General features: G+C 67.3%; 18 protein-coding genes and 2 pseudogenes. 11 read left to right on the top strand and 9 right to left on the bottom strand.

Translation table 11 applies throughout. The annotated features are described in order from the left end of the window. On the top strand, nucleotides 1–756 hold the full coding sequence (locus KHO18_RS08225) for an aspartate/glutamate racemase family protein (RefSeq protein ID WP_211942978.1): 756 nt from the start codon (nucleotides 1–3) through the stop codon (nucleotides 754–756). Between the two features lie 21 nt (nucleotides 757–777). Here KHO18_RS08225 and KHO18_RS08220 read toward each other — a convergent pair whose 3' ends face one another. The 7 genes and pseudogenes from KHO18_RS08220 to KHO18_RS08190 form a co-directional block, all read right to left on the bottom strand. Continuing rightward, nucleotides 778–3,024 (bottom strand): molybdopterin-dependent oxidoreductase, encoded by a 2,247-nt coding sequence (locus KHO18_RS08220; protein ID WP_244844623.1) that lies wholly within the window; start codon nucleotides 3,022–3,024, stop codon nucleotides 778–780. Nucleotides 3,025–3,028: 4 nt separating this feature from the next. After that, a complete protein-coding gene (locus KHO18_RS08215; RefSeq protein WP_244844622.1) occupies nucleotides 3,029–3,997 on the bottom strand; it encodes a Bug family tripartite tricarboxylate transporter substrate binding protein in 969 nt (322 codons plus the stop codon). 58 nt (nucleotides 3,998–4,055) lie between these two features. Beyond that, nucleotides 4,056–5,081, bottom strand: a complete 1,026-nt coding sequence (locus KHO18_RS08210) for a M14 family metallopeptidase (protein WP_211942977.1) — start codon at nucleotides 5,079–5,081, stop codon at nucleotides 4,056–4,058. Continuing rightward, a complete protein-coding gene (gene metC / locus KHO18_RS08205) occupies nucleotides 5,065–6,288 on the bottom strand; it encodes a cystathionine beta-lyase (RefSeq protein WP_211942976.1) in 1,224 nt (407 codons plus the stop codon). Before metC ends, KHO18_RS08210 begins: the two co-directional genes overlap by 17 nt. A 99-nt stretch (nucleotides 6,289–6,387) precedes the next feature. Then, nucleotides 6,388–7,389, bottom strand: a pseudogene (locus tag KHO18_RS08200) (Bug family tripartite tricarboxylate transporter substrate binding protein). Between the two features lie 72 nt (nucleotides 7,390–7,461). Then, the gene (locus KHO18_RS08195) at nucleotides 7,462–9,075 is read right to left on the bottom strand and encodes a rhodanese-like domain-containing protein (protein ID WP_144198669.1); all 1,614 of its coding nucleotides are present in this window, start codon (nucleotides 9,073–9,075) and stop codon (nucleotides 7,462–7,464) included. Between the two features lie 149 nt (nucleotides 9,076–9,224). After that, complete coding sequence (locus tag KHO18_RS08190; RefSeq protein WP_144198666.1) at nucleotides 9,225–9,812, bottom strand: cysteine dioxygenase family protein; 588 nt, start codon at nucleotides 9,810–9,812, stop codon at nucleotides 9,225–9,227. A 125-nt stretch (nucleotides 9,813–9,937) separates the two neighbouring features. Here KHO18_RS08190 and KHO18_RS08185 point away from each other — a divergent pair, with 125 nt between their 5' ends. After that, nucleotides 9,938–10,804 (top strand): LysR substrate-binding domain-containing protein, encoded by an 867-nt coding sequence (locus KHO18_RS08185; RefSeq protein WP_092293593.1) that lies wholly within the window; start codon nucleotides 9,938–9,940, stop codon nucleotides 10,802–10,804. Nucleotides 10,805–10,946: 142 nt separating this feature from the next. Here KHO18_RS08185 and KHO18_RS08180 read toward each other — a convergent pair whose 3' ends face one another. Further along, nucleotides 10,947–11,855, bottom strand: a complete 909-nt coding sequence (locus KHO18_RS08180) for a LysR family transcriptional regulator (protein WP_144198663.1) — start codon at nucleotides 11,853–11,855, stop codon at nucleotides 10,947–10,949. A 127-nt stretch (nucleotides 11,856–11,982) separates the two neighbouring features. On the opposite strand from KHO18_RS08180, the gene KHO18_RS08175 reads away from it, so the two are divergent. The 5 genes from KHO18_RS08175 to KHO18_RS08155 are packed head-to-tail and all read left to right on the top strand — an operon-like array spanning nucleotide 11,983 to nucleotide 18,126. After that, a complete protein-coding gene (locus KHO18_RS08175) occupies nucleotides 11,983–13,014 on the top strand; it encodes a Bug family tripartite tricarboxylate transporter substrate binding protein (RefSeq protein ID WP_144198660.1) in 1,032 nt (343 codons plus the stop codon). Continuing rightward, nucleotides 13,007–15,097 carry an acetate--CoA ligase family protein gene (locus tag KHO18_RS08170; protein WP_244844621.1) on the top strand — a complete coding sequence of 697 codons (2,091 nt, stop codon included), beginning with the start codon at nucleotides 13,007–13,009 and terminating at the stop codon, nucleotides 15,095–15,097. Before KHO18_RS08175 ends, KHO18_RS08170 begins: the two co-directional genes overlap by 8 nt. 2 nt (nucleotides 15,098–15,099) lie before the next feature. Next, entirely contained in the window at nucleotides 15,100–15,870 is a 771-nt protein-coding gene (locus KHO18_RS08165) for an enoyl-CoA hydratase/isomerase family protein (protein ID WP_144198654.1), read from the top strand. Next, nucleotides 15,867–17,282, top strand: coding sequence for an aldehyde dehydrogenase family protein (locus tag KHO18_RS08160; protein ID WP_211942975.1), 1,416 nt, complete (start codon nucleotides 15,867–15,869; stop codon nucleotides 17,280–17,282). Before KHO18_RS08165 ends, KHO18_RS08160 begins: the two co-directional genes overlap by 4 nt. Before the next feature lie 25 nt (nucleotides 17,283–17,307). Next, nucleotides 17,308–18,126 carry an enoyl-CoA hydratase gene (locus KHO18_RS08155; RefSeq protein ID WP_144198648.1) on the top strand — a complete coding sequence of 273 codons (819 nt, stop codon included), beginning with the start codon at nucleotides 17,308–17,310 and terminating at the stop codon, nucleotides 18,124–18,126. 15 nt (nucleotides 18,127–18,141) lie between these two features. On the opposite strand, the gene KHO18_RS08150 is transcribed toward KHO18_RS08155, so the two are convergent. After that, nucleotides 18,142–19,116, bottom strand: a complete 975-nt coding sequence (locus KHO18_RS08150; protein ID WP_211942974.1) for a LysR family transcriptional regulator — start codon at nucleotides 19,114–19,116, stop codon at nucleotides 18,142–18,144. A 129-nt stretch (nucleotides 19,117–19,245) separates the two neighbouring features. On the opposite strand from KHO18_RS08150, the gene KHO18_RS08145 reads away from it, so the two are divergent. From KHO18_RS08145 to KHO18_RS08130, 4 genes and pseudogenes are all read left to right on the top strand, one after another. Further along, nucleotides 19,246–20,226 carry an aldo/keto reductase gene (locus KHO18_RS08145; RefSeq protein ID WP_144198643.1) on the top strand — a complete coding sequence of 327 codons (981 nt, stop codon included), beginning with the start codon at nucleotides 19,246–19,248 and terminating at the stop codon, nucleotides 20,224–20,226. A gap of 17 nt (nucleotides 20,227–20,243) precedes the next feature. Continuing rightward, nucleotides 20,244–21,065, top strand: a complete 822-nt coding sequence (locus KHO18_RS08140; RefSeq protein ID WP_244844620.1) for a (R)-mandelonitrile lyase — start codon at nucleotides 20,244–20,246, stop codon at nucleotides 21,063–21,065. Nucleotides 21,066–21,092: 27 nt separating this feature from the next. Continuing rightward, nucleotides 21,093–21,685: pseudogene (locus tag KHO18_RS08135) on the top strand (aldo/keto reductase). A gap of 9 nt (nucleotides 21,686–21,694) precedes the next feature. Next, nucleotides 21,695–22,780, top strand: coding sequence for an alpha/beta hydrolase (locus KHO18_RS08130; protein WP_211942973.1), 1,086 nt, complete (start codon nucleotides 21,695–21,697; stop codon nucleotides 22,778–22,780). Nucleotides 22,781–22,822 lie beyond the last annotated feature (42 nt).

Genomic DNA, 22,822 nt, shown 5'->3' with positions numbered 1-22,822 from the left:
ATGAACCTGTTGATCGTCAATCCCAATATCAGCGCGTCGGTCACCGACCTGATCCACGCGGAGGCGCAGCGCACCGCCGCACCGAACACCCGCATCACGATGGCCACCGCGGCGTTTGGCGTGGCCTATATCGAAACGCGCTTCGAGGCGCTGGTGGGTGGCTATGCCACTGCATGCGCGGCGGCCGAGCACGCCGGCCAGTTTGACGGGCTGGTGGTCGCCGCATTCGGCGATCCGGGCCTGGCCGGTCTGAAGGAGCTGTTCGATGTGCCGGTCGTCGGCATGACCGAAGCCGCGCTGGCCAGTGCCTGCCTGCTGGGCCAGCGCTTCTCGATCATTGCGATCTCGCATCGCATTGAGGCGTGGTATCGCGAATGCGTGGCTGCCAATGGCCTGACGTCGCGCCTGGCCAGCATCCGCTCGCTGCAATCGCCGCTGCGCGACATTGGCAGCGTGCAGGAGGACCATGCGGAGCGGCTGGAGGCCATGAGCCTGCAGGCCGTGCGCGAGGATGGCGCCGATGTGATCATCGTGGCCGGCGCGCCGCTGGCCGGGCTGGCGCGCTCGCTCAAGGGAAAGATCCCGGTGCCCGTGGTGGATGGCGTCAGCAGCGCCGTGCGGCACTGCGAGTCGTTGGTGGCGTTGGTGGCGCTGCAGGCCGGCAGCGCGCGCGAAGGCAGCTTCGCACGGCCGCCGAAAAAGCCCAACGCGGGCCTGCCGCCGACGCTGGCGCGGCTGCTGGGGCAGGGCGGCTAATCCCCTGTTGGCGCCCCGGCTTCAGGCATCGGGCGACACGTCTACCAGACAGCTCATGGCATTGGGGCCCTGCGTCAGGTCTGACGTGCCGATGTCCAGCGTGAGCGTATTCGCGGCGCCTGCACGGTCCACGCCATCCGCATCGGGGTCGTACCAGGCGCCGGTGGCCATGACGGCCACGCCGCGCGCCACGCCGTCGCTGGTCGCCAGTCCGGCGGAAAGCGCGCCCCGCGCGTTGTGCACCCGCACCCGCATGCCGGGATGCAGGCCGCGCGCCACGGCATCCTCGGGATGGAGCGTAAACCGCTCCGTCCCGGCGATCTTGCCCGCCTGCGCCAGCGGGGCGGGGTCGAGCTGACTGTGCAGCCGATCGGCGGGCTGAACGGACACGAGATGCAGCGGATACGTCTCTGCCGCCGGGGCGCCAAGCCATTCCACCGGGGGGTGCCAGTTGGGATGCGTGCCGCAATCTTCCGATAGGGTCCCGAGGGTCGGGCTGGCGAGTTCGATGCGTCCGCTCGGCGTGCGCAGAGGATGCGCGGCAGGGTCGTGACGGAAATCATCGAACAGCACGAAGTCCTCCGTCGGTGGCGGCAGCGCGACGTAGCCGGTTCGCCAAAATTCCTCGAACGCCGGGAGTTCGATGCCGGCACGCGCTTGCGCGTCGCGGCATCGCGCGTAGATGGCAGCGAGCCAACCCCTCTCGTCGCGGTTCTCGGTAAAGGCCTCGCGGTACCCCAGCCTTTCCGACAGATCGGTAAAGATATCGAGATCGCTGCGCGCCTGATGCAGCGGCGCAATGGCCTGATGCATCGCCAGCACGTAGCGGTCGCGCGACGATCCGCCAATATCGTTGCGCTCCAGCGCCGTGGTGACGGGGAGCACGATGTCGGCATGGCGCGCCGTGGCGGTCCAGTAGATGTCCTGGACGATGACGGTCTGTGGCCGCGCCCACGCCTCACGCAGCCGCGACAGTTGCTGGTGATGATGAAACGGATTGCCGCCGGCCCAGTGAATCAGCTTCACGTCCGGATAGTGGCGGGTTTCGCCACGGAAGCGATAAGGGGTGCCCGGATGAAGCAGCATGTCCGAGAGCCGCGCGCAGGGAATGTCCAGTCCGGCGGGGTTGCGCCCGACCGGCATCTCCGGCCCCGGCGTAGCCACACGCGGATTGCCGACGCCGTTCATCGACCCATGGCCAAAGCCGAACCCGCCGCCGGGCAGGCCGATCTGGCCGAGCATGGCGGCAAGCGCAATGGCCATCCAGTACGGCTGCTCGCCGCGATGCTGGCGCTGCACGGCAAAGCTGCAGGTGATGTAGCTACGTTTACCGGCGAGCTGCGTGGCGAGCTGTTCGATGCGGACCGCGCGGATGCCGGTGATGGCGGCGGCCCAGGCGGGTGTCTTTGGCGTGCCGTCGCTGTGTCCGAGCAGATAGGCTTCCAGTTCGGCCCAGCCGCTGCAGTGCGTCTGCAGGAACGCCTTGTCGTGCGCATCGGCGCGGCGCAGGGCGTAGGCCAGCGCGAGCATCAACGCCACGTCGGTGTTCGGTCGAATCGGAATCCACTCGGCACCGAGAAAGTCGGGGCAGTCGTCGCGGGTTGGACTGATATTGATGACCGTGGCGCCACTGGCGGCCAGCTTGCGCAGCCAGCCTTCCTGCGTATGCTCGGCCGCGCCGCCGGAGGAGACCTGACCGTTCTTGAGTGCCAGTCCGCCAAAGGCGATGAAGATCTCGGTGTTCGCGATCAGGCTGGGCCACGCGGTCACGCGGCCGGTCAACGGACGGTCGGTGCCAATCACATGGGGCAACAGGAACTGCGCCGTGCCCCAGCTGTAGTTGCCGACCTGATCGACGCAGCCGCCGCCGCTGAAATGAAAGCGGCGGATCAGTGAACGCGCATGGTGAAGCCGGCCTGCCGAGGACCAGCCGTACGATCCTCCGAACACGCCGGACGGGCCATGGGCGTCACGTACCCGCGTGATCTCGCTGGCGACGAGATCGAGCGCCACGTCCCACGACACTTCGACAAAATCATCGCGTCCGCGTGCATGGCCATCGGCCGCCTCGCGCTTGTCGAGCCAGCCGCGCCGCACCATCGGCGTACGAATCCGGGTGGGCGAGTAGACCATCGGCGCGATCGATTCGAGCAGCGGCGAGGGGTTGGGGTCCGCGGCGAAAGGTTCGCAGCGGACGAGCCGGCCGTCATCCACGACTGCCGTAAAGGCGCCCCAATGCGCCAGTTGCGGATAGCGGCGAATAGTCACGATCTCAATCGCCCTGGATGCCGGCCTTGCGGATCAGGTCGCCCCATTTGGCGCGCTCCGTACTCAGCAGCTTGGCGAATTGCTGCGGCGTGTTGGACGTGGCGTCCATGCCCGAGACCGCCAGACGCTGTCGGATATCGGGGTCTGCCATCACTTTCACGAGTGCCTTGTTCAGCTGCGCGATAACCTCGGCCGGCGTGCCGGCGGGCGCCACCATCCCGTACCAGTTGGTGACGTCATAGCCGGGAACCCCCGACTCCGCGACGGTCGGCACACCGGGGAACTGCGGCGAGCGCGTGGCGGTGGTCACGGCCAGCGCACGGAGCTTGCCCGATGCGATCAGCGGCTTCGCCGAGGGATCCGAGAACGTGATCGGCACGATGCCACCCATCACATCGGTCAGCGCAGGCGTGGTGCCCTTGTACGGCACATGCTGCATCTGCAGCCCGGTCAGCATCTTGAACTGCTCGGCGGCGATCTGGCCGATGGTGCCGTTGCCGCCCGATGCGTAGGAGAACTTGCCATTGGCGCTGCGCAGGGCTGCGAGCATGCCTTGCACGTCCTTGTATGGCGCGTCGGCGCCCGTCACCAGCACATTGGGCATGGTGACCAGCACGCTGATCGGCGCGAAGTCCTTCTGCGGGTCGTAGTTCAGCTTGCGCAGGTTCGGCCAGATCGTGAACGAGCCCGGCGTGGCGACGTAAAGCGTGTAGCCGTCCGGCGCGGACTTCGCGACCATATCCGTGGCGATCAGTCCGCCCGCGCCGGGACGGTTGTCGATGATGACATTGGCCTTCAACTGCTCCGACAGCGCGGGCGCAACGGCGCGCGCGAGTGCATCGGCGCCGCCGCCCGGCGGGAAGCCCACGACGACGCGGATGGGCTTGGAGGCTTCGGGCCAGGCCGCATGCGTGGCGAGCGGCGCGGCGGCGGCAAGGAGGGGAAAGAGGATGCGCATCGCGCGAGCAAACATGATCAAACTCCGATGGAACAGTCAAATTTCACTTCGCCACATGGGGGGCGCGGCAGGATCAGGGGACGGACACCGTGTCCCATTCCCAGGCCACGAACGCCAGGCGTTCGCCGGTGTGCACGACGGGATCGCTGCGCAGGCCGATCAGCACGCCATCGCGTGACAGGGGCTTGACGGGCGTGAGCGATGCGTCGAGCTTCAGCGTGTCGCCAATCGACGCGCCTTCCGGCACCAGATCGCCCGCACGCGCAGCCGGGAGGAACAGGCCGCCTTCGTCGGCCGTGATCCAGCCGCGCCGCCTGACGCGCCGCAGGCTGGTGGCGGCCGGCCTGGCCGGTCTGGCCGGCGTGGCATCGAGCATGCCCATCTGCACGGCCAGCGTGTGGAAGCCGGTTTCCGCCACGTCGATGTTGTCGGCCTCGAAGCGGCTGCCGCTGCCCAGTTCGAGCATGAACGCGCAGATGCCGGCGGCCAGGCACTGGTAGTCGAGCGCGCCGGCGATATTGCCGGGGAGTTCGCCCTTGCCGCCCACGTCCTGCTGGCAGGCGACATGCGGATGAAACGGTGCCATCGCCGCCAGTACATCGGCCTCGGTGACGCGGCTGTCCGGGTGCACCTTGTAGACCGTGTAGGGCCGTGCGTCGAACAGCGGGTTCATCGTATGCAGGTTGATCAGCACGTCCGCCACGCCGCGTATCTCGGCCATCAGTGCATGGGCGAGGCGCTCGGACACGAGTCCGCCGGCGTTGCCCGGATAGGTCTGGTCGAGGTCGAGTTCGTCGTAGGGATTGCGCTTGCGGCGCGCGTCGAGCGCCTGCGGATTGCCCGTGGGCGTCACCACGACATTGCCGCGCAGGGTGGCGGGATCTAGGCTGCGCGCGAAGCGCAGCGCGGCCACCATGCCGTTGATTTCATCGCCATGAACCTGGCCGTGCAGCCACAGCGTGCGGCCCGGCTGTGCGCCGCGCACCGCGACATAGGGCAGCGTGACGGACATCCCGGAGGCCATCGAGCCAACGGGAAGTTGCCCGCTGGTGCGGGCAGGGCCGGATTGCTGGCGCAGCCAGTCACCGATGATGGGCATGGGAAGACTCCTGAGGTGTGAGGGCAATATCGGCAATATCGGCAATGGCGGCGAAGGCCTGGTCGAGGTCCGCCAGCAGGTCGGACACGCCTTCCAGGCCGATGTGCAGGCGGATCACGGTGCCATGGGCGGCCCAGTCGGTGACGCTGCGCGCGCGGCGCATGTCGGCCAGCACGGCGAGGCTCTCGAAACCGCCCCACGAGGCGCCGATGCCGAACAGCGTGAGACTGTCGACGAACCGCTCCGGCGCCACCGGTGCCTGCGAGCGCAAGGTGAATGACAGCAGACCATTGGTGCCGTGGCAGTCGCGTTGCCACAGGGCATGGTTGGGATCCTGCGGCAGGGCAGGGCAGAAGACGTCGGCCACTTCGGGGCGATCGAGCAGCCAAAGTGCCACCGTCAGTGCATTCTGCTGATGCTGCGCCAGACGGGCGCCAAGCGAGCGGATACCGCGCTGCACCAGATATGCGTCGTCCGGGCTCACCGTCATGCCGAACGCGTCAGCCATTGTCGCCAGTGCCGGCCACGCCGCCTCGGTGGTGCAGACGGTGCCCATCATCACATCGGAATGACCGCCGAGATACTTGGTGGCAGCCATCAGCGAGATATCGGCACCCAGTTCCAGTGGCCGGTAGAGCAGGCCCGAGCCCCAGGTGTTGTCCGCCGCAACCAGCGCGCCATGGGCATGGGCGCGGGCGGCCAGCGCGGGCAGGTCGCACATCTCGTAGACCAGCGAGCCGGGCGCTTCCACATAGACCAGTCGCGTCTCGGGCCGCAGCTTCGCGTCGAGATCGGATCCATCCGCCGCGTAGAAGTCGGTGGCGATGCCGTGCTGGCGCAGGAAGCCGTTGGCCAGGTTGCGGACGGGCTCGTAGACGCAGTCGGGCAGCAGCACGTGCTGCCCCGGCCGCACATAGGCGAGGATCGTCATCGCGGCAGCGGCCAGTCCCGAGGGAAACAGCCGCGTGCGATAGCCGCCTTCGAGCATGGTCACCATGTCTTCCAGCGCGAAGTTGGTCGGATTGCCGCGCGCGCCGTAGGTGAATAGCCGCTCGGTGTCGCGGCGCGCACGCATTTCGCGTTGCTGGGCCACGGATTCGAACAGGACGGTGCTGGCGCGCACCACAGGCGGGTTCACGGGCTGGCCGCCTTGCACGGCATGCGTGCGTCCGGCATGTGCAAGGCGGGTAGGGAGCGATGACGTCATGGTTGGCCTGTGGGGATGGCTCATGGTTGTACGGGCGTCGCAAGGACCGTGCCCTGTTGTGCCCTGTGGTGTCCTGTTGCGTGAGTGCCGGAGCGTGGATCAGTCGACGTGCGCGCCGGAGAGCTTGACGATCTGTGACCAGCGCGAGATGTCCTGCTTCAGCTGCGCCGCGAATGCCTCCGGCGTGTTGGCCACGACGTCGCTGCCGCCTTCGTTGATCGTCTTGACCACGTCCGGCATCTGCAGCACCTGCACGATGGCGCGATTCAACAGCGCCACGCGTTCCGGAGACGTACCAGCCGGTACGAAGAAGCCGTACCAGTCCTCGAAGCGTGCATTGCGATAGCCCAGATCTTCAAGCGTCGGCACCTTGGTGAACACCCCGAGACGGCGCGGGCTGGTGACGGCCAATGCCCGCATGCGGCCGGTCTGGATGAATCCCGCCACCGAGGACGTCGAGGTGATCAGCACATCCACCTGTCCGCCAAGCAGGTCGTTGATGGCCGGCCCCGCGCCCTTGTAGGGCACATGCTGCAGCGAGACATTGCTGTCCTTGTCCAGCACCACGCCCACCAGATGCGACAGCGTGCCGTTGCCGGGCGTGGCGTAGGTGATCTTCTGCGGCTGTGCCTTGGCCTGGGTGGCCAGTTCCTAGAAGGTCTTCCACGGGGCGTTGGCCGATACCACGATGGCCAGCGGCGCGGCGTTGATCTGCGTGACCGGGATGAACTGCTTGATGGGGTCGAAGCCGGGCGAGCGGTAGAGCGTCGGGTTGACCGCCATGATCGACACCTGTGACGTCAGCACCGTGTAGCCGTCCGCCTTCGCTTCCGCCACATAGCGCGTGCCGATGTTGCCCCCCGCGCCGCCACGGTTGTCGGTGACGGCGCTCTGGCCCAGCACCTGCGAGAGGCGCGTGGCCACCACGCGCGAAACGGCGTCGTTGCCGCCGCCGGCGGGGAAGGGCGACACGATGCGCAGCGGCTGCGTCGGGAAGCCATTCACCGGTGCCAGCGGCTGCTGGGCCGCCGCAAGGTTGGTCGCCACAGCGGTGGTGACGGCGAGTGCTGCAACCAGGTACTGCGAAAGACGGGATGACATCGGGCGTGACATGGGGCGGACCTCGTTCTTCTATGGCAGGTTTAGGGTGGCGATGCAGGGGGTGAGGCGAAATCAGTCGATGGGCGGGAAATGGAACGTGGCCAGTTCCTGCGCGTCCAGCTGGGCGATCAGGCCCGTTTCCCACGCCAGGTACTGGCGTGCGGCGGCCTTGTTGCCGTCGTGGCGGTCATGCACAAAGAACAGGTAGTCGATGCAGCGCGCATCGGGCAGGGTGTCGGCGCCTTGGTGAATCGGCAGGCCGGCGTCACGCCATGCGGTCACGCCGCCTTGCAGGCGCCGCACATCGGAATAGCCGAGCGCATGCAGGTCGCGCACGGCGATATCGGCCGGATCTGCGCCCTCGGCATCGCCAACGAGCACGAGCGTGGTGTCGTGCGGCACGCCATGCAGGTCGCTCGCCAGTCGCGCGCGCGTGGTCCATTGGCTACCGGCGATATGGCCGGCGCGGAAGCTCATGCTGGCGCGCAGATCGACGGCGAGCATCGACCGGCCCGCGAGACCGGCAGCCAGTGCCGCGACGCTGACGGTCTCCGAGGCGATGGCGCCATGCGCGGGCCCTGGTGCAGCCTTGACGCCCGCTGCCAGCCCGGCCTGCAGTCCGCCGTCGAGGACCACGGCGTCGTGGCCCATCTGGCGCAGCCAGCTCGCCACCACCGTGGCACGGACGCCCTCGGCGTCGAACAGCACCAGTCGCGCCCGGCGTACGCCGATGTACTGGTCAGTGGCCTGCATCAGCTGACCGCCCGGGGTGTGCTGTGCGCCGGGCAGGGTCTGGCCAGCGAATTCCTCGGCCGTGCGCACGTCGCACAGATAGGTGGTGCGCGCCGGGTCCGCCAGCCAGGCGACGGCCTGCGCCGCGGTGACGTGTGGCACCTTGAAGCGCGTTGCCAGTGCCTGTGCGGCATGGCGCGCGGCGTCCAGATCGCGTGGCGAGGCGTTGTCCGGATAACGCGCCGTACCGCCGTGTTCGAGCGTGAAGTCATTCAGATACCAGCCCTGCGTGCCGTTCTCCAGCGCGTAGACCGGATTGCTGACGCCGACGTTGATCAGCGACTGCGCGCCGATGATGCTGCGCGTGCGGCCCGCGCAATTGATGACGATCGGCGTGGTGGGGTCGGGCACCAGGTCGCGCAGGCGATAGGCCAGCTCGCCATTGGGGCAGCAGATGGCCCCCGGGATGTTCATCTTGCGGAATTCGCTGATCGGGCGGCCATCGAGCACGACCGGAGCGTTCGGGCCAGCCTGCATCGCGGCAAGTTCCGCCGCCGAGACGCGCGGCGTGCCGTAGTGATGCTCGGCCAGTTCGCCGAACGTCTTCGAGGGCAGGTTGACCCCGGCGAACAGGGTGTAGCCGGCGGCCTGCCACGCCGGCATGCCACCGTCGAGCACGAACAGCTGGGTGTAGCCGAGCCGTGCCAGCGCGTTGGCGGCGGCTTGCGCCACGCCGTCGCCATTGTCGGCCAGCACGATGCGCGCGTCGGTGCGCGGCGCCAGGCGTCCGACATCGAGTTCCAGACGGCTGAATGGCAGCGGCACGGCGTAGAACGGATGGCCTTCGCCGTACTGGCCGTGTTCGCGCACGTCGAACAGCGCGATTTCGTCGGCATCGTGCAGCCAGCCTTTCAGGGTGGCGGCGTCGACAGCGGTGTAGTGTGGGTGGCTCATGAAATTCCGGGCGATAGGGGGCCGTCCTCTGCGCGGAGAGGAAATTGCGGCGTGCTGTGTCTCAGGAGTCGGGGGGCTGTCGGCCTTGGCTTGTCTGGCTCAAGTCCCCCCGGTGGCTGGGGTGGCTGTGGCGGCTGTGGCGGCTGTGGTTAGCGGCGGGTCTGTACGCCCACGGTCATGATCTGGCAGCGTCCGGTCTCGAGGTCGAACGTCAGCCGGTCGGTCAGCGTTTCCAGCGCGCGGCCGTACATATGCAGGTGGCGGATGATGTCCTCGCCACGGATCTCGACCGAGTGAATGTCATCCGGCAGCAGGGCGATGCCGTTGCGCGGCCCCACCTCCACCGTGCGCGCATGCTCGAGCGTGCCCACCCCGGGCTGGCTGCCATCGTCCGTGCGCAGGTAGACATCGTTGAATTCCACGCCGCTGACGCCGGCCACGCAGGCCCACGTGGTGTGGTTGTGCGGCGGAATGCGCTTGCCGGGACGCAAGACGTTCAGGTAAAGCGCGTAGGACTTGTCCGGGTCCTCGGCGATCAGGTAGCGCGCCTGCCGCTCGCCGGGCTCTGGCGGCGGGTAATCGGCTTCGGCCCACAGTTCGGTACGCGCGGCCAGGTCTTCCACCTGGGTCAGGACATCGGCCAGGCTGGCACGGGTGACGCCGCCCTTGTCTACGATGTTCCTAATGGATTCAATGGTGTCTCCGACAGCTGCATGGCGCTGTTGTGCGATGGACATGATGCGATCAATCCTTGCAATCGTTGTTTTTGACGGGTAGAACGGTGTTTCTTGTTTCACTGTAATGAACACCTGTCCTGAAAACCACTTAATGCGCAACGAAAATCCATTAGCGGATCTAATGAATGCGTAATCTTGACCTGGACTTGCTGCGTACCCTGGTGGCCATTGCCGACCACGAGACCTTTGGCGCGGCCGCCGAAACCGTGCAGCGCACGCAATCGGCCGTGACCCAGCAGATGCAGCGGCTGGAGGAGCAGATCGGGCTGCCGTTGTTCGAGCGCCAGGGGCGTGGCAAGCACCTGACGCGGCACGGCAAGAAGCTGCTGGAGTACGCGCGGCAGTTGCTGACCATCAACGACGAAGCCCTGCGCATGCTGCGCGAGGGCGACCTGACCGGCTCCCTGCGCATCGGCGCGCCGCATGACGTGGCCGACACCATCCTGCCGGGGCTGCTGTCGCACATCGCGCGATCCTCGCCGGCCCTGCGGCTGGAGATCCACGTGGGGCGCAGCCCGTTCCTGATGGATTCGCTGCGGCGCGGGGAGATCGACCTGACCGTTTCCACGCGCGAGGACAATACGCTCGACGGCATCGTGTTGCGGACCACGCCGACGATCTGGGTCTGTTCGGCGGATTTTGTCTACGAGCGTGGTACGGCGGTGCCATTGATCCTGGCCGACGAGCCGAGCCTGTTCCGCAAGCTGTCGCTCGAAGCCTTGACGCAGGCCGGCGTGCCGTGGCGTATTGCGTATCTGGCGCCCAGCCTGATCGGCATCAAGGCGGCGCTGCGCGGCGGGCTGGGGATTACCGCGCGCAGCATCGACCTGCTGGCGGCGGACATGCGCATCCTTGGCGAGGCCGACGGCCTGCCGCGGCTGCCCGATGTCACCTATTACCTTTGGGCACGTCCCAATGCGGTCAATCCCGTCGCGCGTCATGTCTTCTCGATGCTCAAAACTGCCCTGCAGCGCGGGCTGGTCAGCGCGTGACCGCTACCCGCGACTCCGGCGGTGCCGCCGGTGCCGGATTGAGGAAGGCATCATCGTAGGCGCGCGGCGCGGGCATGCCAACGAAGAAGACTGACTATCGTTATCTGTCGATGGGGACGTTCTGACTTGCGGCAGGGGGCCACTAGCCATGCGGGTGGCTTGCCACCTCAGGCACCAACTCATGCAGTCGGGCAAGAACGAGTCGTGCCGCCCGGGACAGCGGATGATGCCGCGTGACGCCCAGGGCAATGGTCCGTGGCAAGCTTGGCTCGACAATCTCGACGGCGGACAGGCGGCCGGCGGCCACTTCGTGATCCACGGCGAGGATCGGAAGGATAGTCAGCGCGCCACCCGCAAGCGCAACCTCCTTCATCGTATTCAGCGATTCGACTTCCAGTGCCACGTCCAGCGAGACGCCTAGCTGGCGCGCATGCTGGTCGAGAATCGATCGCAGCCCGTTCGGGGCCGGTGGCAGGACCAGCGGCAGGCCATCGAGCTTGCGGAACGGCACCGTCGGCACCCCGGCGAGCGGATGCCCGGGCGCGCAGATCAGATAAGTGGCCACCTCCGCAAGCACGTCTTCTCCCTGGCGGGGCCCGGGCCCATAGCGATTGATGACCGCCAGGTCCAGATGGCCCGATTCCAGTTCCTCGTCGAGTTGTCCGCTGAACCCCTCGGCCACGCGCAGCCGGACACCCGGCGCCGTGGCGCGCAGATTCTCGAACAATGTGGGTATCAGGCGTGGCGCCATGGACGGCAGCACCCCGATCCTGACCTGCCCGAACGGTACGCCCGAGGCGTCCTTGACCTCGTCGCGCAGCCGGGCCGACTGGGCCAGCAGCAACTGGACATGCGGGAAGATCCGCTGGCCGAATTCCGATAACACCACACCCCGGCCGGTCCGTTCGAAGATCCGGTCGCCCCATTCCGCCTCGATCTGGGCAATGGCGCGGCTGACCAGCGACTGGGCAATCCCCAGCGAGCGCGCCGCACGTGACAGCGAGCCCACTTCCGCCACCAGCGCCACGGTTTCTAGCTGTTTCAGGTTCACGCCGTCGATCCATCTAAAAAGTCGATATCAGATATCGCTGATCATACTCTTTTGCGTTGGGCCAGGACTCCATACACTGAGGTCATCCCTCACCGCAGAGAGGGCTTACGACATAAATGGAGACAACATGCCGTGCTTTTCCGCTGCGCTTCGCGCATTCCGGCGGCCGTTTTGCGCCTTGCTGGTGGCGGCCGCCCCGGCCGCCCTGGTCGGCTTTAGCGCCGCCGCTACCGCTACCGCCGCCACTACCGCCGCCACCGGCTATCCCGCCAAGCCGATCCGCCTGGTGGTGCCGTTTCCGGCCGGCGGACCCACGGACGCCATGGCGCGGCTGATTGGCCAGCACCTGTCGCAGCAACTCGGACAGCCCGTGGTGATCGACAACCGTGGCGGGGCCGGCGGCACCATCGCCACCGAGGCCGCCGCACAGGCAGCCCCCGACGGCTACACGCTGTTCTTTTCCACCACCGGCACCATGGCGATCAACCCGTGGCTCTACCGCTCGCTGAAGGTGGACCCGCTCAAGTCGTTCGATGCCGTGGGCTCGGTGGCCTCCACGGTCAACGTGCTGGTGGTACCGAAAAGCCTGCCGGTCAGCAACGTCAAGGAACTGGTGGCGCTGGCCAGGCAGAAGCCGGGCGCGCTGACCTTCGGCTCGGCCGGTAACGGCAGCTCCAACCACTTGTCCGGCGAGTTGTTCAAGTCGATGGCGGGCATCGATATCGTCCATGTGCCGTACAAGGGCTCGGCGGCGGCGTTCACCGATTTGCTGGGCGGCCGCATCTCGATGATGTTCGACACCGTATCGAGCCAGGTGCAGTACATCTCCACCGGCAAGGTCAAGGCGCTTGGCGTGACCGGCGCCACGCGTTCGGAAGCGCTGCCCAAGGTGCCGACGATTGCGGAGGCAGGCCTGCCGGGCTTCGACGTGACGATCTGGTTCGGCCTGTCGGCACCGAAGGGCACCGCCCCCGACGTGATCCGCCGCCTTAACAGCGAATTACAGGCCGTGCTGGTGCAGGCTGACGTGCAGAGCCAGCTCGCCGCGCTGGGCGCCCGGCCGCTACCGGGTACGCCGGCTGACTTCTCGAAGATGATCGAGCATGACGCGGGCAAGTGGTCGCCGGTGGTCAAGGCATCGGGAGCGACCCTTGACTGAGACCTCCGCAACGTTCAACGCGCTGTTCTCGCCGGCCTCGGTGGCCGTGATCGGCGCCTCGGACAACCCCAACAAGGTGGGCGGGCGTCCGATCCACTACATGCGCGCCTTCGGCTACGCGGGCGAGGTGTTTCCGGTCAACCCGGCGCGCGAGGTCATCCAGGGCTATCGGGCCTACCCCACGCTCGATGCAATCGGCAAGACGCCGGACGCCGTCGTGATTGCCGTGTCCGGCGATGCCACGCTAGAGCAGGTGCGCCAGTGCGGCGCGGCGGGCGTCAAGGCCGCCGTCATCATGGCGTCCGGTTTTGCCGAAACGGGCGAGGCGGGGCGCCAGCGGCAGCAGGAGCTTGTGACGGTGGCCAATGCCAGCGGCATGCGGGTGGTGGGCCCGAACGCGCAAGGCACGGCCAACTTCGCCAACGGCGCGGTGCTCAATTTCTCGACGATGTTCATGGAGGTGGCGCCCCAGGACGGCCCGATCGCGATCATCAGCCAGAGCGGCGCGGCGAGCGTCATGCCTTATGCGCTGCTGCGCCAGGCCGGCTACGGCGTGCGCTACCTGGTGGCAACCGGTAACGACGCCGATCTCGACGCCTGCACGATGACAGCCGCCGTGGCGGCGGACCCCTACGTGCGGCTGATCCTGGTCTATCTCGAATCGGTGTCCGACCCGGCCCAGCTTGCCCATGCGGCGCAGGTGGCGCGAGCGCGCGGCGCCAGCATCGTGGCGATCAAGGCCGGCAACAGCCAGCGCGGCGCGAAGGCGGCAGCCTCGCATACCGGTGCGTTGGTCGGCAACGATGCTGCCATCGATGCGTTCCTGGCCCGGCACGGCATATGGCGTGCGCGCGACATCGGCGAACTGGTCCGTGCGGTGCCGCTGTACTTGCAGCAGCGCCAGCCGGGGCAGGGCCGCACGGTGGTGATGAGCCATAGCGGCGCGGTGGGCGTGATGGCGGCCGACCTGGCCGAACGGCACGATCTGCCGCTGACCGAACTCCAGCCGGCAACGCTGCGCGAACTGGGCGGGATCCTGCCCGAGTTCGGTACGGCCAGCAATCCGCTCGACATGACGGCGGCGTTGCTGGGCAAGGGCGACATGTTCCCGCGTGTACTCCATGCGCTGGGCGCCGATCCGCAGGCCGACATGGTGATGGTCGGCATCCCGGTGGCAGGCCCCGGCTACGACGTCGAGGCGCTGGCCCGCGACGCCGCGGCCTTCAGCGCGGACCGGGCCAAGCCGCTGGTGGTCAGCGCGCCGCAGCAATCCGTCCGCGAGGTCTTCGAGCGGCATGGCGTGCCGGCATTCGTCACCGAGGCCGATGCCATTGGCGCGCTCGCCCAGTACGCCGCGCACCAGCGGCTGGCCAAGGGGGCGCCCACGCCGGGCTGGCCCGATGCGAAGCGGCTCGACGGCAGCGGCTTGCAGGACGAGGCCCACAGCCTGGCCTTGCTCGCCGAAGCTGGCGTGCCGGCCGTGCCGCACCGGCTGTGTGACAGCGTGGAGGCGGCGCTGGCCGCGTTCAAGGCGCTCGGCGGGACGCCCGTGGTGGTCAAGGGCTGTGCGGCAGATATCCCGCACAAGAGCGAGCATGGCCTCGTGCACCTTCGGCTCACCGATGCCGCGAGCGTGGCCCGGGCCGCGCAGGACTGCCTCGATACGCTACAGCGGCTCGGCGTGGCATCGCCACGGGTGGTCGTGGGGGCCATGGTCAAGGGCCGGCATGAATTTGCGCTGGGCGTTTCGGTCGATCCCCTGTTCGGGCCGCTGGTCATGATCGGCGAGGGCGGCACGCTGCTTGAACTCCGCAAGGATGTCGTGACACTGCTGGCGCCGTTCACGGCCGAAGACGTCAAGGCGGCCTGCGCGCGGCTGCGTCTGGCACCGTTGTTCGATGGCTATCGGGACATTCCGGCGCTCGATCTGGATGCCCTGGCGGCGTCCGCTGTCGCGCTCGGCGACTGGGCACTGCGTCATCGCACTGCGCTGGTCTCGGTCGATATCAACCCGCTGATGGTGATGGCGGCCGGCCAAGGGGTCATGGCGGTCGATGCCGTGGTGGAACTCAAGGGGAATTGACAATGCAAACCGTACGCGTTGAACACGATCGCGACATCGCCATCGTCACGCTGAACCGGCCGACACGCATGAACGCGGTCAACGACGTCCTGCGCGGCGAGCTTATCGAAACGCTGGGCCGGCTCAACACCGACCCTTCGGTGCGCGCCGTGGTGCTGGCCGGTGCCGGCGAGCGGGCCTTCTGCGCCGGGCAGGATCTTGATGAGGCGGCCACGGTGACCTGGCAGCAGCTCGTGCCCTGGCTGAACCGGCAGCGGGCGATGTACCAGGCCGTCCGCGACCTGGACAAGCCCTGCGTGGCCGCCGTGCGGGGGGTGGCCGCAGGCGCGGGCTTCCAACTGGCGCTGTGCGCGGACTGGCGGCTCGCCACTGCCGACAGCCGCTGGGGGCAGCCCGAGGTCAAGGCGGGGCTGGCGAGCATCGTCGGGTCTTATCTGATGACGCTGCATGTGGGGCACACCCACAACGTGCAGATGTCGCTCTCGGGTGAACTGGTCAATGGCCAGCGCGCCTTCGACATTGGCCTGGTGACCGCGCTTTGCGGCGAGGCCGAACTGATGTCGCAGGCACTCGCCCAGGCCAGGTCGCTCGCGGCGCTGCCGCCCACCGCCGTACGCCTGTCCAAGCAGCGCTTCCGCGCGATGACGCAGCCGGGTTTCGATGAGGCCTGTGTCGCCGGCATCCGCGCGCAGCTTGAATGCTATGCCGACGGTGAACCGCAGCGCGTGATGGCTGCGTTCCTCGAAAAACGCAACACAAGGGAGTCGCAGTGAAGCAGTGGACCCAACACTATATAGACGGCGCACGTCGCCCGATACGCGCCAGCGCGTCAGTGCGCATCCATGATTCGTCGACCGAAGCGCCGCTGGGCGAGGTGAGCCTCGGCAGTGCGGAAGATGTGGCCGCAGCCGTGGCGGCTGCCGCGCGGGCGCAGCCAGGCTGGCAGGCGCTGGGCGCAGCCGGGCGGGCGCCATACCTGCTCGCGCTGGCCGACGCGCTGGAAGGCTGTGCGGCGGAACTGGCCACTGAGATCTCGCGCGAAGTCGGCATGCCGCTGAAGCTGTCGCGCCGCATCCAGGTGGATGCGCCAATCGCCGCGTGGCGCGCCACGGCGGCGCTGGCCGATACGTTCGCCTTTGTCCGCACGATCGGCAATTCCCGCGTGACGCTGGCACCGGTCGGGGTGGTGGCCGCCATTACGCCGTGGAATTACCCGCTGCATCAGATCACGGCCAAGCTGGCGCCGGCGCTGCTGGCCGGCTGCACGGTGGTCTTGAAGCCCTCCGAGCTGGCCCCGGCGGTGACCGAGCGGCTGATGGCCGCCTGCGAGCAGGCGCAACTGCCGCCCGGCGTGCTCAATCTCGTGCTGGGGGGCGCGGAGGTGGGCGAGGCGCTGGTAGCGCATGCCGATATCCAGATGGTGTCGTTCACCGGCTCGACGGCGGTGGGTCGCAAGGTCGCTGCGCAGGCGGCCGGCGATATGAAGCGCGTGTCGATGGAACTGGGTGGCAAGTCGGCGGCTGTGGTGCTGCCGGGCGCGGATCTCGCCAGGGCGGTCAAGGCGACGGTCAGTTCATGTTTCCTCAATTCGGGGCAGACCTGCAGCGCGACCACCCGGCTGATCGTTGCACGCGAGGATTACCCGCGATGCCGGTCACTGCTGGCGGAGGCCGTGGCCGCGATGAAACTCGGCGATCCCGCCGAGGGCGACACCCGGATCGGTCCCTTGCTGTCGGCTGTGCAGCGTCAGCGCGTACAGGCGCATATCGCCCAAGCGGAGCAGGCAGGCTTCGACCGGATCGCCGGCGGCCCCGATGCGCCGGTGCCGGCAACCGGCTATTTCGTCGCGCCGACCATCTACGGCAACGTCGCCCCCGAGAGCCGGCTGGCGAACGAGGAGGTCTTCGGGCCGGTGCTGGCGGTGCTGTGCTACGACAGCGTCGACGAAGCCATCGCCCTGGCCAACGGCACGCGCTATGGGCTGGCCGCCGCAGTCTGGGCTGCCGATGACAGGGCCGGCGAAGCGGTTGCCAACGCCCTGCGGGCCGGGCAGGTGGACGTCAACGGCGCCCGGTTCAATCCCGCCGCACCGTTCGGCGGCTTCGGCATGTCCGGTGTGGGGCGGGAAGGCGGGGTGTATGGGCTCGAGGAGTTCCTGGAGCCGAGAGCCGTTCAGCTTCCCTAATCACGACATCGAAAGGAGTCGCAATATGTACAGTCAGGTTACCGTTGCTCGCGCGGGGAAGAGCGAGCGGATCGCCGTGGTCACCCTGAACCGGCCGGACAAGCTCAATGCGCTGACCAAGGTCATGGAGGCCGAGCTGCGCGACGCCATGGAGGCCGTCGATCGCGACGACAACGTGCGCGTGGTGGTGCTGACCGGGGCCGGCAAGGGCTTCTGCGCCGGCATGGACATCAACGAGCTCGAAGTGCTGCCGCCGGGCGATATCCGCGCCGCCCAGTGGATGCGCCCGTTCGACATGAACCGGCGCGCCGACTACCAGACGCGCTACGGCTACTTTCCGGCCATGCGCAAGCCCGTGATCGCGGCCATCAATGGCGCGGCAGCGGGGCTGGGGCTGGTGTTCGCGCTGTACTGCGACATGCGCTTTGCCGGCGCCAACGCCGCATTCAGCAGCGCGTTCGCGCGCAGGGGCCTGATCGCCGAGCACGGTATCTCCTGGCTGCTGCCGCGCGTGGTCGGCCCCGGTCATGCGGCTGACCTGCTGTATTCGGCGCGCAAGGTGCTGGCCGACGAGGCGCTGCGGATCGGCCTGGTTGACCGTGTGGTCGATGCGGACGCCCTCATGGCAACCACGCTCGACTACGCCGACGACCTGGCCGAGAACGTTTCGCCCCGCTCCATCCGCGTGATGAAGCGCCAGCTGTGGGAGCAGCCGTTCCAGTCATTGGCCGAGGCCACGCGCCTTGCCAACGCCGAGATGTTCGAAAGCATCCAGAGCGAGGACTTTACGGAAGGCGTGGCGCATTTCATCGAGCGCAGGCCCGCCCGGTTCTCCGGCCGGTGACGGAAGGCCGCCGCCTCAGCGAGCGGCATCGCGGCGTTCGCGCCAGCCCTGCAAAGCCATCTCGAGTTCCTGGCCGGACAGCACAACATCCGGGCAGTCCAGCAAGTGATGGATGGCATGTTCGATAAAGGCGCGCACGCGCTTCGGCTGGGCGGCGCGGCTGCCGTAGTAGATGTGCAGGCCCATATGGGCGCTGATATGCGGTAACAGCACGGGAACCAGGCGGCCGGCACGGATGTGGGGCGCCGCCGAATAGTTCGCCAGTTGCCCGAGCGCGTGTCCTGCCAGTACCGCCTGCAATTCCAGTTCGGCGTCGTTCGTGGAGAAGGCGGGCGACACTGGGCGATGCTCCAGCTTGCCATCGACAGTCAGATACCAGGGCGCCACCGCGCCGGTGGCCGGCCGCCGGAAGACGCTGCAGCGGTGGTTCACCAGGTCATCCAGCGTGGCGGGGATGCCGTACCTGGCCAGGTAGGCAGGTGCGGCGCAGACCATCATCTGGAGCGGGAACAACTGGCGGCCAATCACACCCTCGCTGGGCGACGCCCCGATCCGGAAGCCGACATCCATGCGGTCCAGCACCCAGTTGCCGATGCCATCGTCGAGCTGGACATCCGGCTGGATGCCGGGATGGCTGCGACAGAAGGCATCGAGCACCGGCATGAGGATCGCCGCGAAGCACGACTTCGGGCCCACGATGCGCAGCGGGCCGGCAATCTCGTCCTTGGCCTCCCGGGCCGTGGACAGCGCCCGGTCCAGTGCCGCGATGGCCGGCTGGGTGTTCTCGAGCAGGCGCTGCCCGTCCTCGGTCAGTGCGAGGTTGCGGGTCGTGCGGTGGAGCAGGCGCACCCCAAGGTGCTGCTCCAATTGCGCGATGGCCTGGCTCGCCGCTTGGGGGCTGATGCCCTGCGCAAACGCGGCGCGGCGGATACTGCCCATTTCCACCGCTTTGGCGAACATGGCAATGGCGCGGAACTCGTTGATCGGCATGGTCTATTCCCTCGGATGCCTGCCGATTATCAAGTTTTTCTTGTTACTCATGCAAGCCGGCGAGGGCTAGTAGGTTGAGACGTCGCGCTTTACAGTCGGAGGCTGTATTCCACCGGACAGGAGCGCATCATGAACAAACGACAACTCGGCCGTTCCGGCCTGGAGGTCTCCGCCCTGGGCTTTGGCTGCATGGGCCTGAGCTTTGGCTACGGTCCCGGGCTGGACCGTGCCGCTGGGGTTGAACTGATCCGTGACGCCTTCGCGCGCGGGGTCACCTTCTTCGATACCGCCGAAGCCTACGGCGCCCTGAACGAGGAAATGGTCGGCGAAGCCTTGCAGCCCATGCGCGACCAGGTGGTCATCGCCACCAAGTTCGGCTTCCAGGACGGTGATTCGAAGAAGGGTCTCGACAGCCGCCCCGAGCGCATTCGCGCCGTGGTGGAAACCTCGCTGAAACGCCTGCGAACTGACCGCATCGACCTGCTGTACCAGCATCGCACCGATCCGCAAGTGCCGATGGAGGACGTGGCCGGCGCGGTGAAGGACCTGATAGCCGAGGGCAAGGTGCGGCACTTCGGCCTGTCCGAGGCTGGGGTCGAGGCGATCCGGCGTGCCCATGCCGTGCAGCCGGTGGCAGCCCTCCAGAGCGAATATTCGATGTGGTGGCGTGCGCCCGAGCACGAGATCCTGCCCACGCTCGACGAACTGGGCATCGGCTTCGTGCCGTTCAGCCCGCTGGGGAAGGGCTTTCTCACCGGCGCCATCGACCAGAACACCAGCTTCGCCAAGGACGATTTCCGCAACATCGTCCCGCGTTTCACGCCGGAGGCGCGGCAGGCCAATCAGGCCTTGATCGATGCGCTGGGCGTCATCGCCAGGGACAAGGGCGCCACCCCGGCGCAGGTGGCGCTGGCCTGGCTGCTGGCGCAGCGCCCGTGGATCGTCCCCATCCCGGGCACGACCAAGCTGCACCGGCTGGAAGAGAACCTCGGCGCGGCTGACCTGGCGCTGTCTGGTGACGAATTGCGCCAGATCCAGCTTGCCCTTGCGCAGATCCAGGTCCACGGCGACCGTTATCCCGCCGCGCTGCAAGCCCGCGTGGGCCGTTGAACACAGGAGCCCCCCCAATGATGCTGAAGCCTTTTGCCATTGCCACCCTCGCGTTGTCCATGCTGGACGGCGCCGCCGCGGCGGAACCCGAGTTGCAGATTTCCCGCGCGGCATCGCGCCAGGCCCAGGCGGCGCCAGCGCAGAACTTTACGGGGAGCGTCAAGGTGGAGATGCTGTTCACGCCCGCCGGACCTGACCGCACGTCGGCCGGGTCGGTGACGTTCTCCCCCGGCGCCCGCACCGCGTGGCATACCCATCCGCTGGGCCAGACGCTGATCGTCACCGCCGGCGTTGGCCGTATCCAACGCTGGGGCGGGGCCATCGAGGAGATCCGGCCGGGCGATGTGGTGCGCATCCCGCCCCACACGAAGCACTGGCACGGTGCCGCGCCCGGCAGCCCGATGACCCATATCGCCATCCAGGAAGCGCAGGACGGCAAGACCGTGGACTGGCTCGAGCAGGTCAGCGACGCTCAGTACGGCACGGGCACGGGCACGGCCGCCGCCAAGCCGCTGGCACAAGGCCCCTCCGTGGCACAGCAGCGCTTCGGCGACGTGGCGCCCAAGCTGGCCCAATTGACCGACGATGTGCTGTTCGGCGATGTGTGGGCCCGGCCCGGCCTCTCGCGGCGCGACCGCAGCCTGGTCACTGTCAGCGCACTGATCGCCATGAATCGCCCGGATCAACTACGCTCGCATCTGGCGCTGGCCCGGCAGAATGGCCTGAGCGAGGCCGAGCTGGTGGAGGCGCTGACCCATCTCGCGTTCTATGCTGGCTGGCCCAGCGCCGTGACGGCGGCTGACGTGGCCAAGGAAGTCTTCAACAGGAAGCCGCAGTAAAGGCACAGACCGAAACAGGAGCCAATCATGCAGGAAGTAACCCTGAACAACGGCGTCAAGATGCCGATCCTCGGCTACGGTGTTTTCCAGATCGCCGATGCGTCCGAATGCGAGCGCTGTGTCGTCGATGCCGTGCAGGCCGGCTATCGCCTGATCGATACCGCCGCCTCCTATCGCAATAGCCAGATCGCCTGATGGACATCCACGCGTTCAACGAGATTGCGCCGGCCGTCAACCAGATCGAGGTCAATCCGTTCCACCAACAAGCAGAAAGCGTGGATTTCATGCGCGAGCTGGGCGTGCAGGCGGAGGCTTGGGCGCCGTTCGCGGAAGGTCGAAACAACCTCTTCGTGAATGAGGTGCTGCTGGCCATCGCTGCGCGGCACGGCAAGACGGTCGGGCAAGTGGTGCTGCGCTGGCTGGTCCAGCGCAATATCGTGGCGCTGGCGAAGTCCGTGCGCAAGGCGCGCATGGAGGAGAACCTCGCCATCTTCGACTTTGCCCTGTCGGACGATGACATGCAGGCCATTTCCACGCTGGAAACCGGCACGAGCAGTTTTTTCTCGCACCGCGACCCAGAGATCGTCAAGTGGATGAGCGAGCGCAAGCTCGGTCTCTAAGGCAGCGACATGCTTCGACAATCCCTACGAATCTTGCCGCTGATCTGCGCGGCCCTCCTTGGCGCATGCGCAGCGCCCCATGCGACAGACTCGACGGACGCGTCTGCGCCGATCGTGCTCCAGTCCCAAGGCAGCTTCGCGGTCGGCGGTACGGTCGTGCAGAGCCCAGGTACCTATGCGCTCGGCAAGGCCGGTCCGGACGGGCAGACGCTGCATGGCGACCACGCGCGCGTGGTGTACCAGATCCCCGTGAATCCGCGAAAGCTGCCCCTGGTCATGTGGCACGGCTTTGGCGAGTTCTCGAAGACCTGGGAGACCACACCCGACGGCCGCGAAGGGTTCCAGACAATCTTTGTGCGCCGCCGCTTCCCCGTGTACCTGATCGACCAACCGCGCCGGGGTGGCGCCGGCCGCAGCACGGTGGCTGCGCGGATCGCCGCGGAACCGGACGAGCAACGCTGGTTCAACATGTTCCGCCTGGGCGCCTGGCCGAACTTCTATCCCGGCGTGCAGTTCTCGAAGGATCCGGAAGCGCTGAACCAGTACTTCCGGCAAATGGTGCCGGATACGGGGCCATTGGATAACAAGGTGGCTGTGGATGCCGTGTCGGCACTGTTCCAGCGCATCGGCCCCGGCATCCTGATCACACATTCCTACAGCGGCGGGCTGGGGTGGCAGGCGGCGATGCGGAATCCGGCCATCCGTGCCGTGGTGTCCTTCGAACCCGGCAGCGGTTTCGTGTTTCCGGAAGGAGAGGTGCCCGCGACGATGTCCAGCCTGACCGGACCGTTGGCCGGAACGGCGGTGACGATGGACCAGTTCCAGGCGCTGACGCGGATTCCGATCGTCATCTACTACGGCGACAACATTCCGACCGAGCCCAGCAGCGATCCTGGATTGGACAACTGGCGCGTGCGGCTGGCCATGGCAAGGCTGTGGGTCGATGCCGTCAATCGCCATGGTGGCGACGCGAAGCTGGTGCACCTGCCGGACGTGGGGATACGCGGCAACACGCATTTCCCATTTTCCGACTTGAACAATCTCCAGGTCGCAGAACAGATGCAGGCGTTTCTTTCGAGAGCGGAACTCGACTAAGCAAGCCGAGTGTCTCAAAAGTGACACGGAATGTGTCATCGG

It is taken from the genome of Cupriavidus campinensis (assembly GCF_905397395.1).
Taxonomy (GTDB): Bacteria; Pseudomonadota; Gammaproteobacteria; order Burkholderiales; family Burkholderiaceae; genus Cupriavidus; species Cupriavidus campinensis.
Note: the sequence above shows the minus strand (reverse complement) of the source record. Positions and strands in the feature narration are given on the sequence as shown.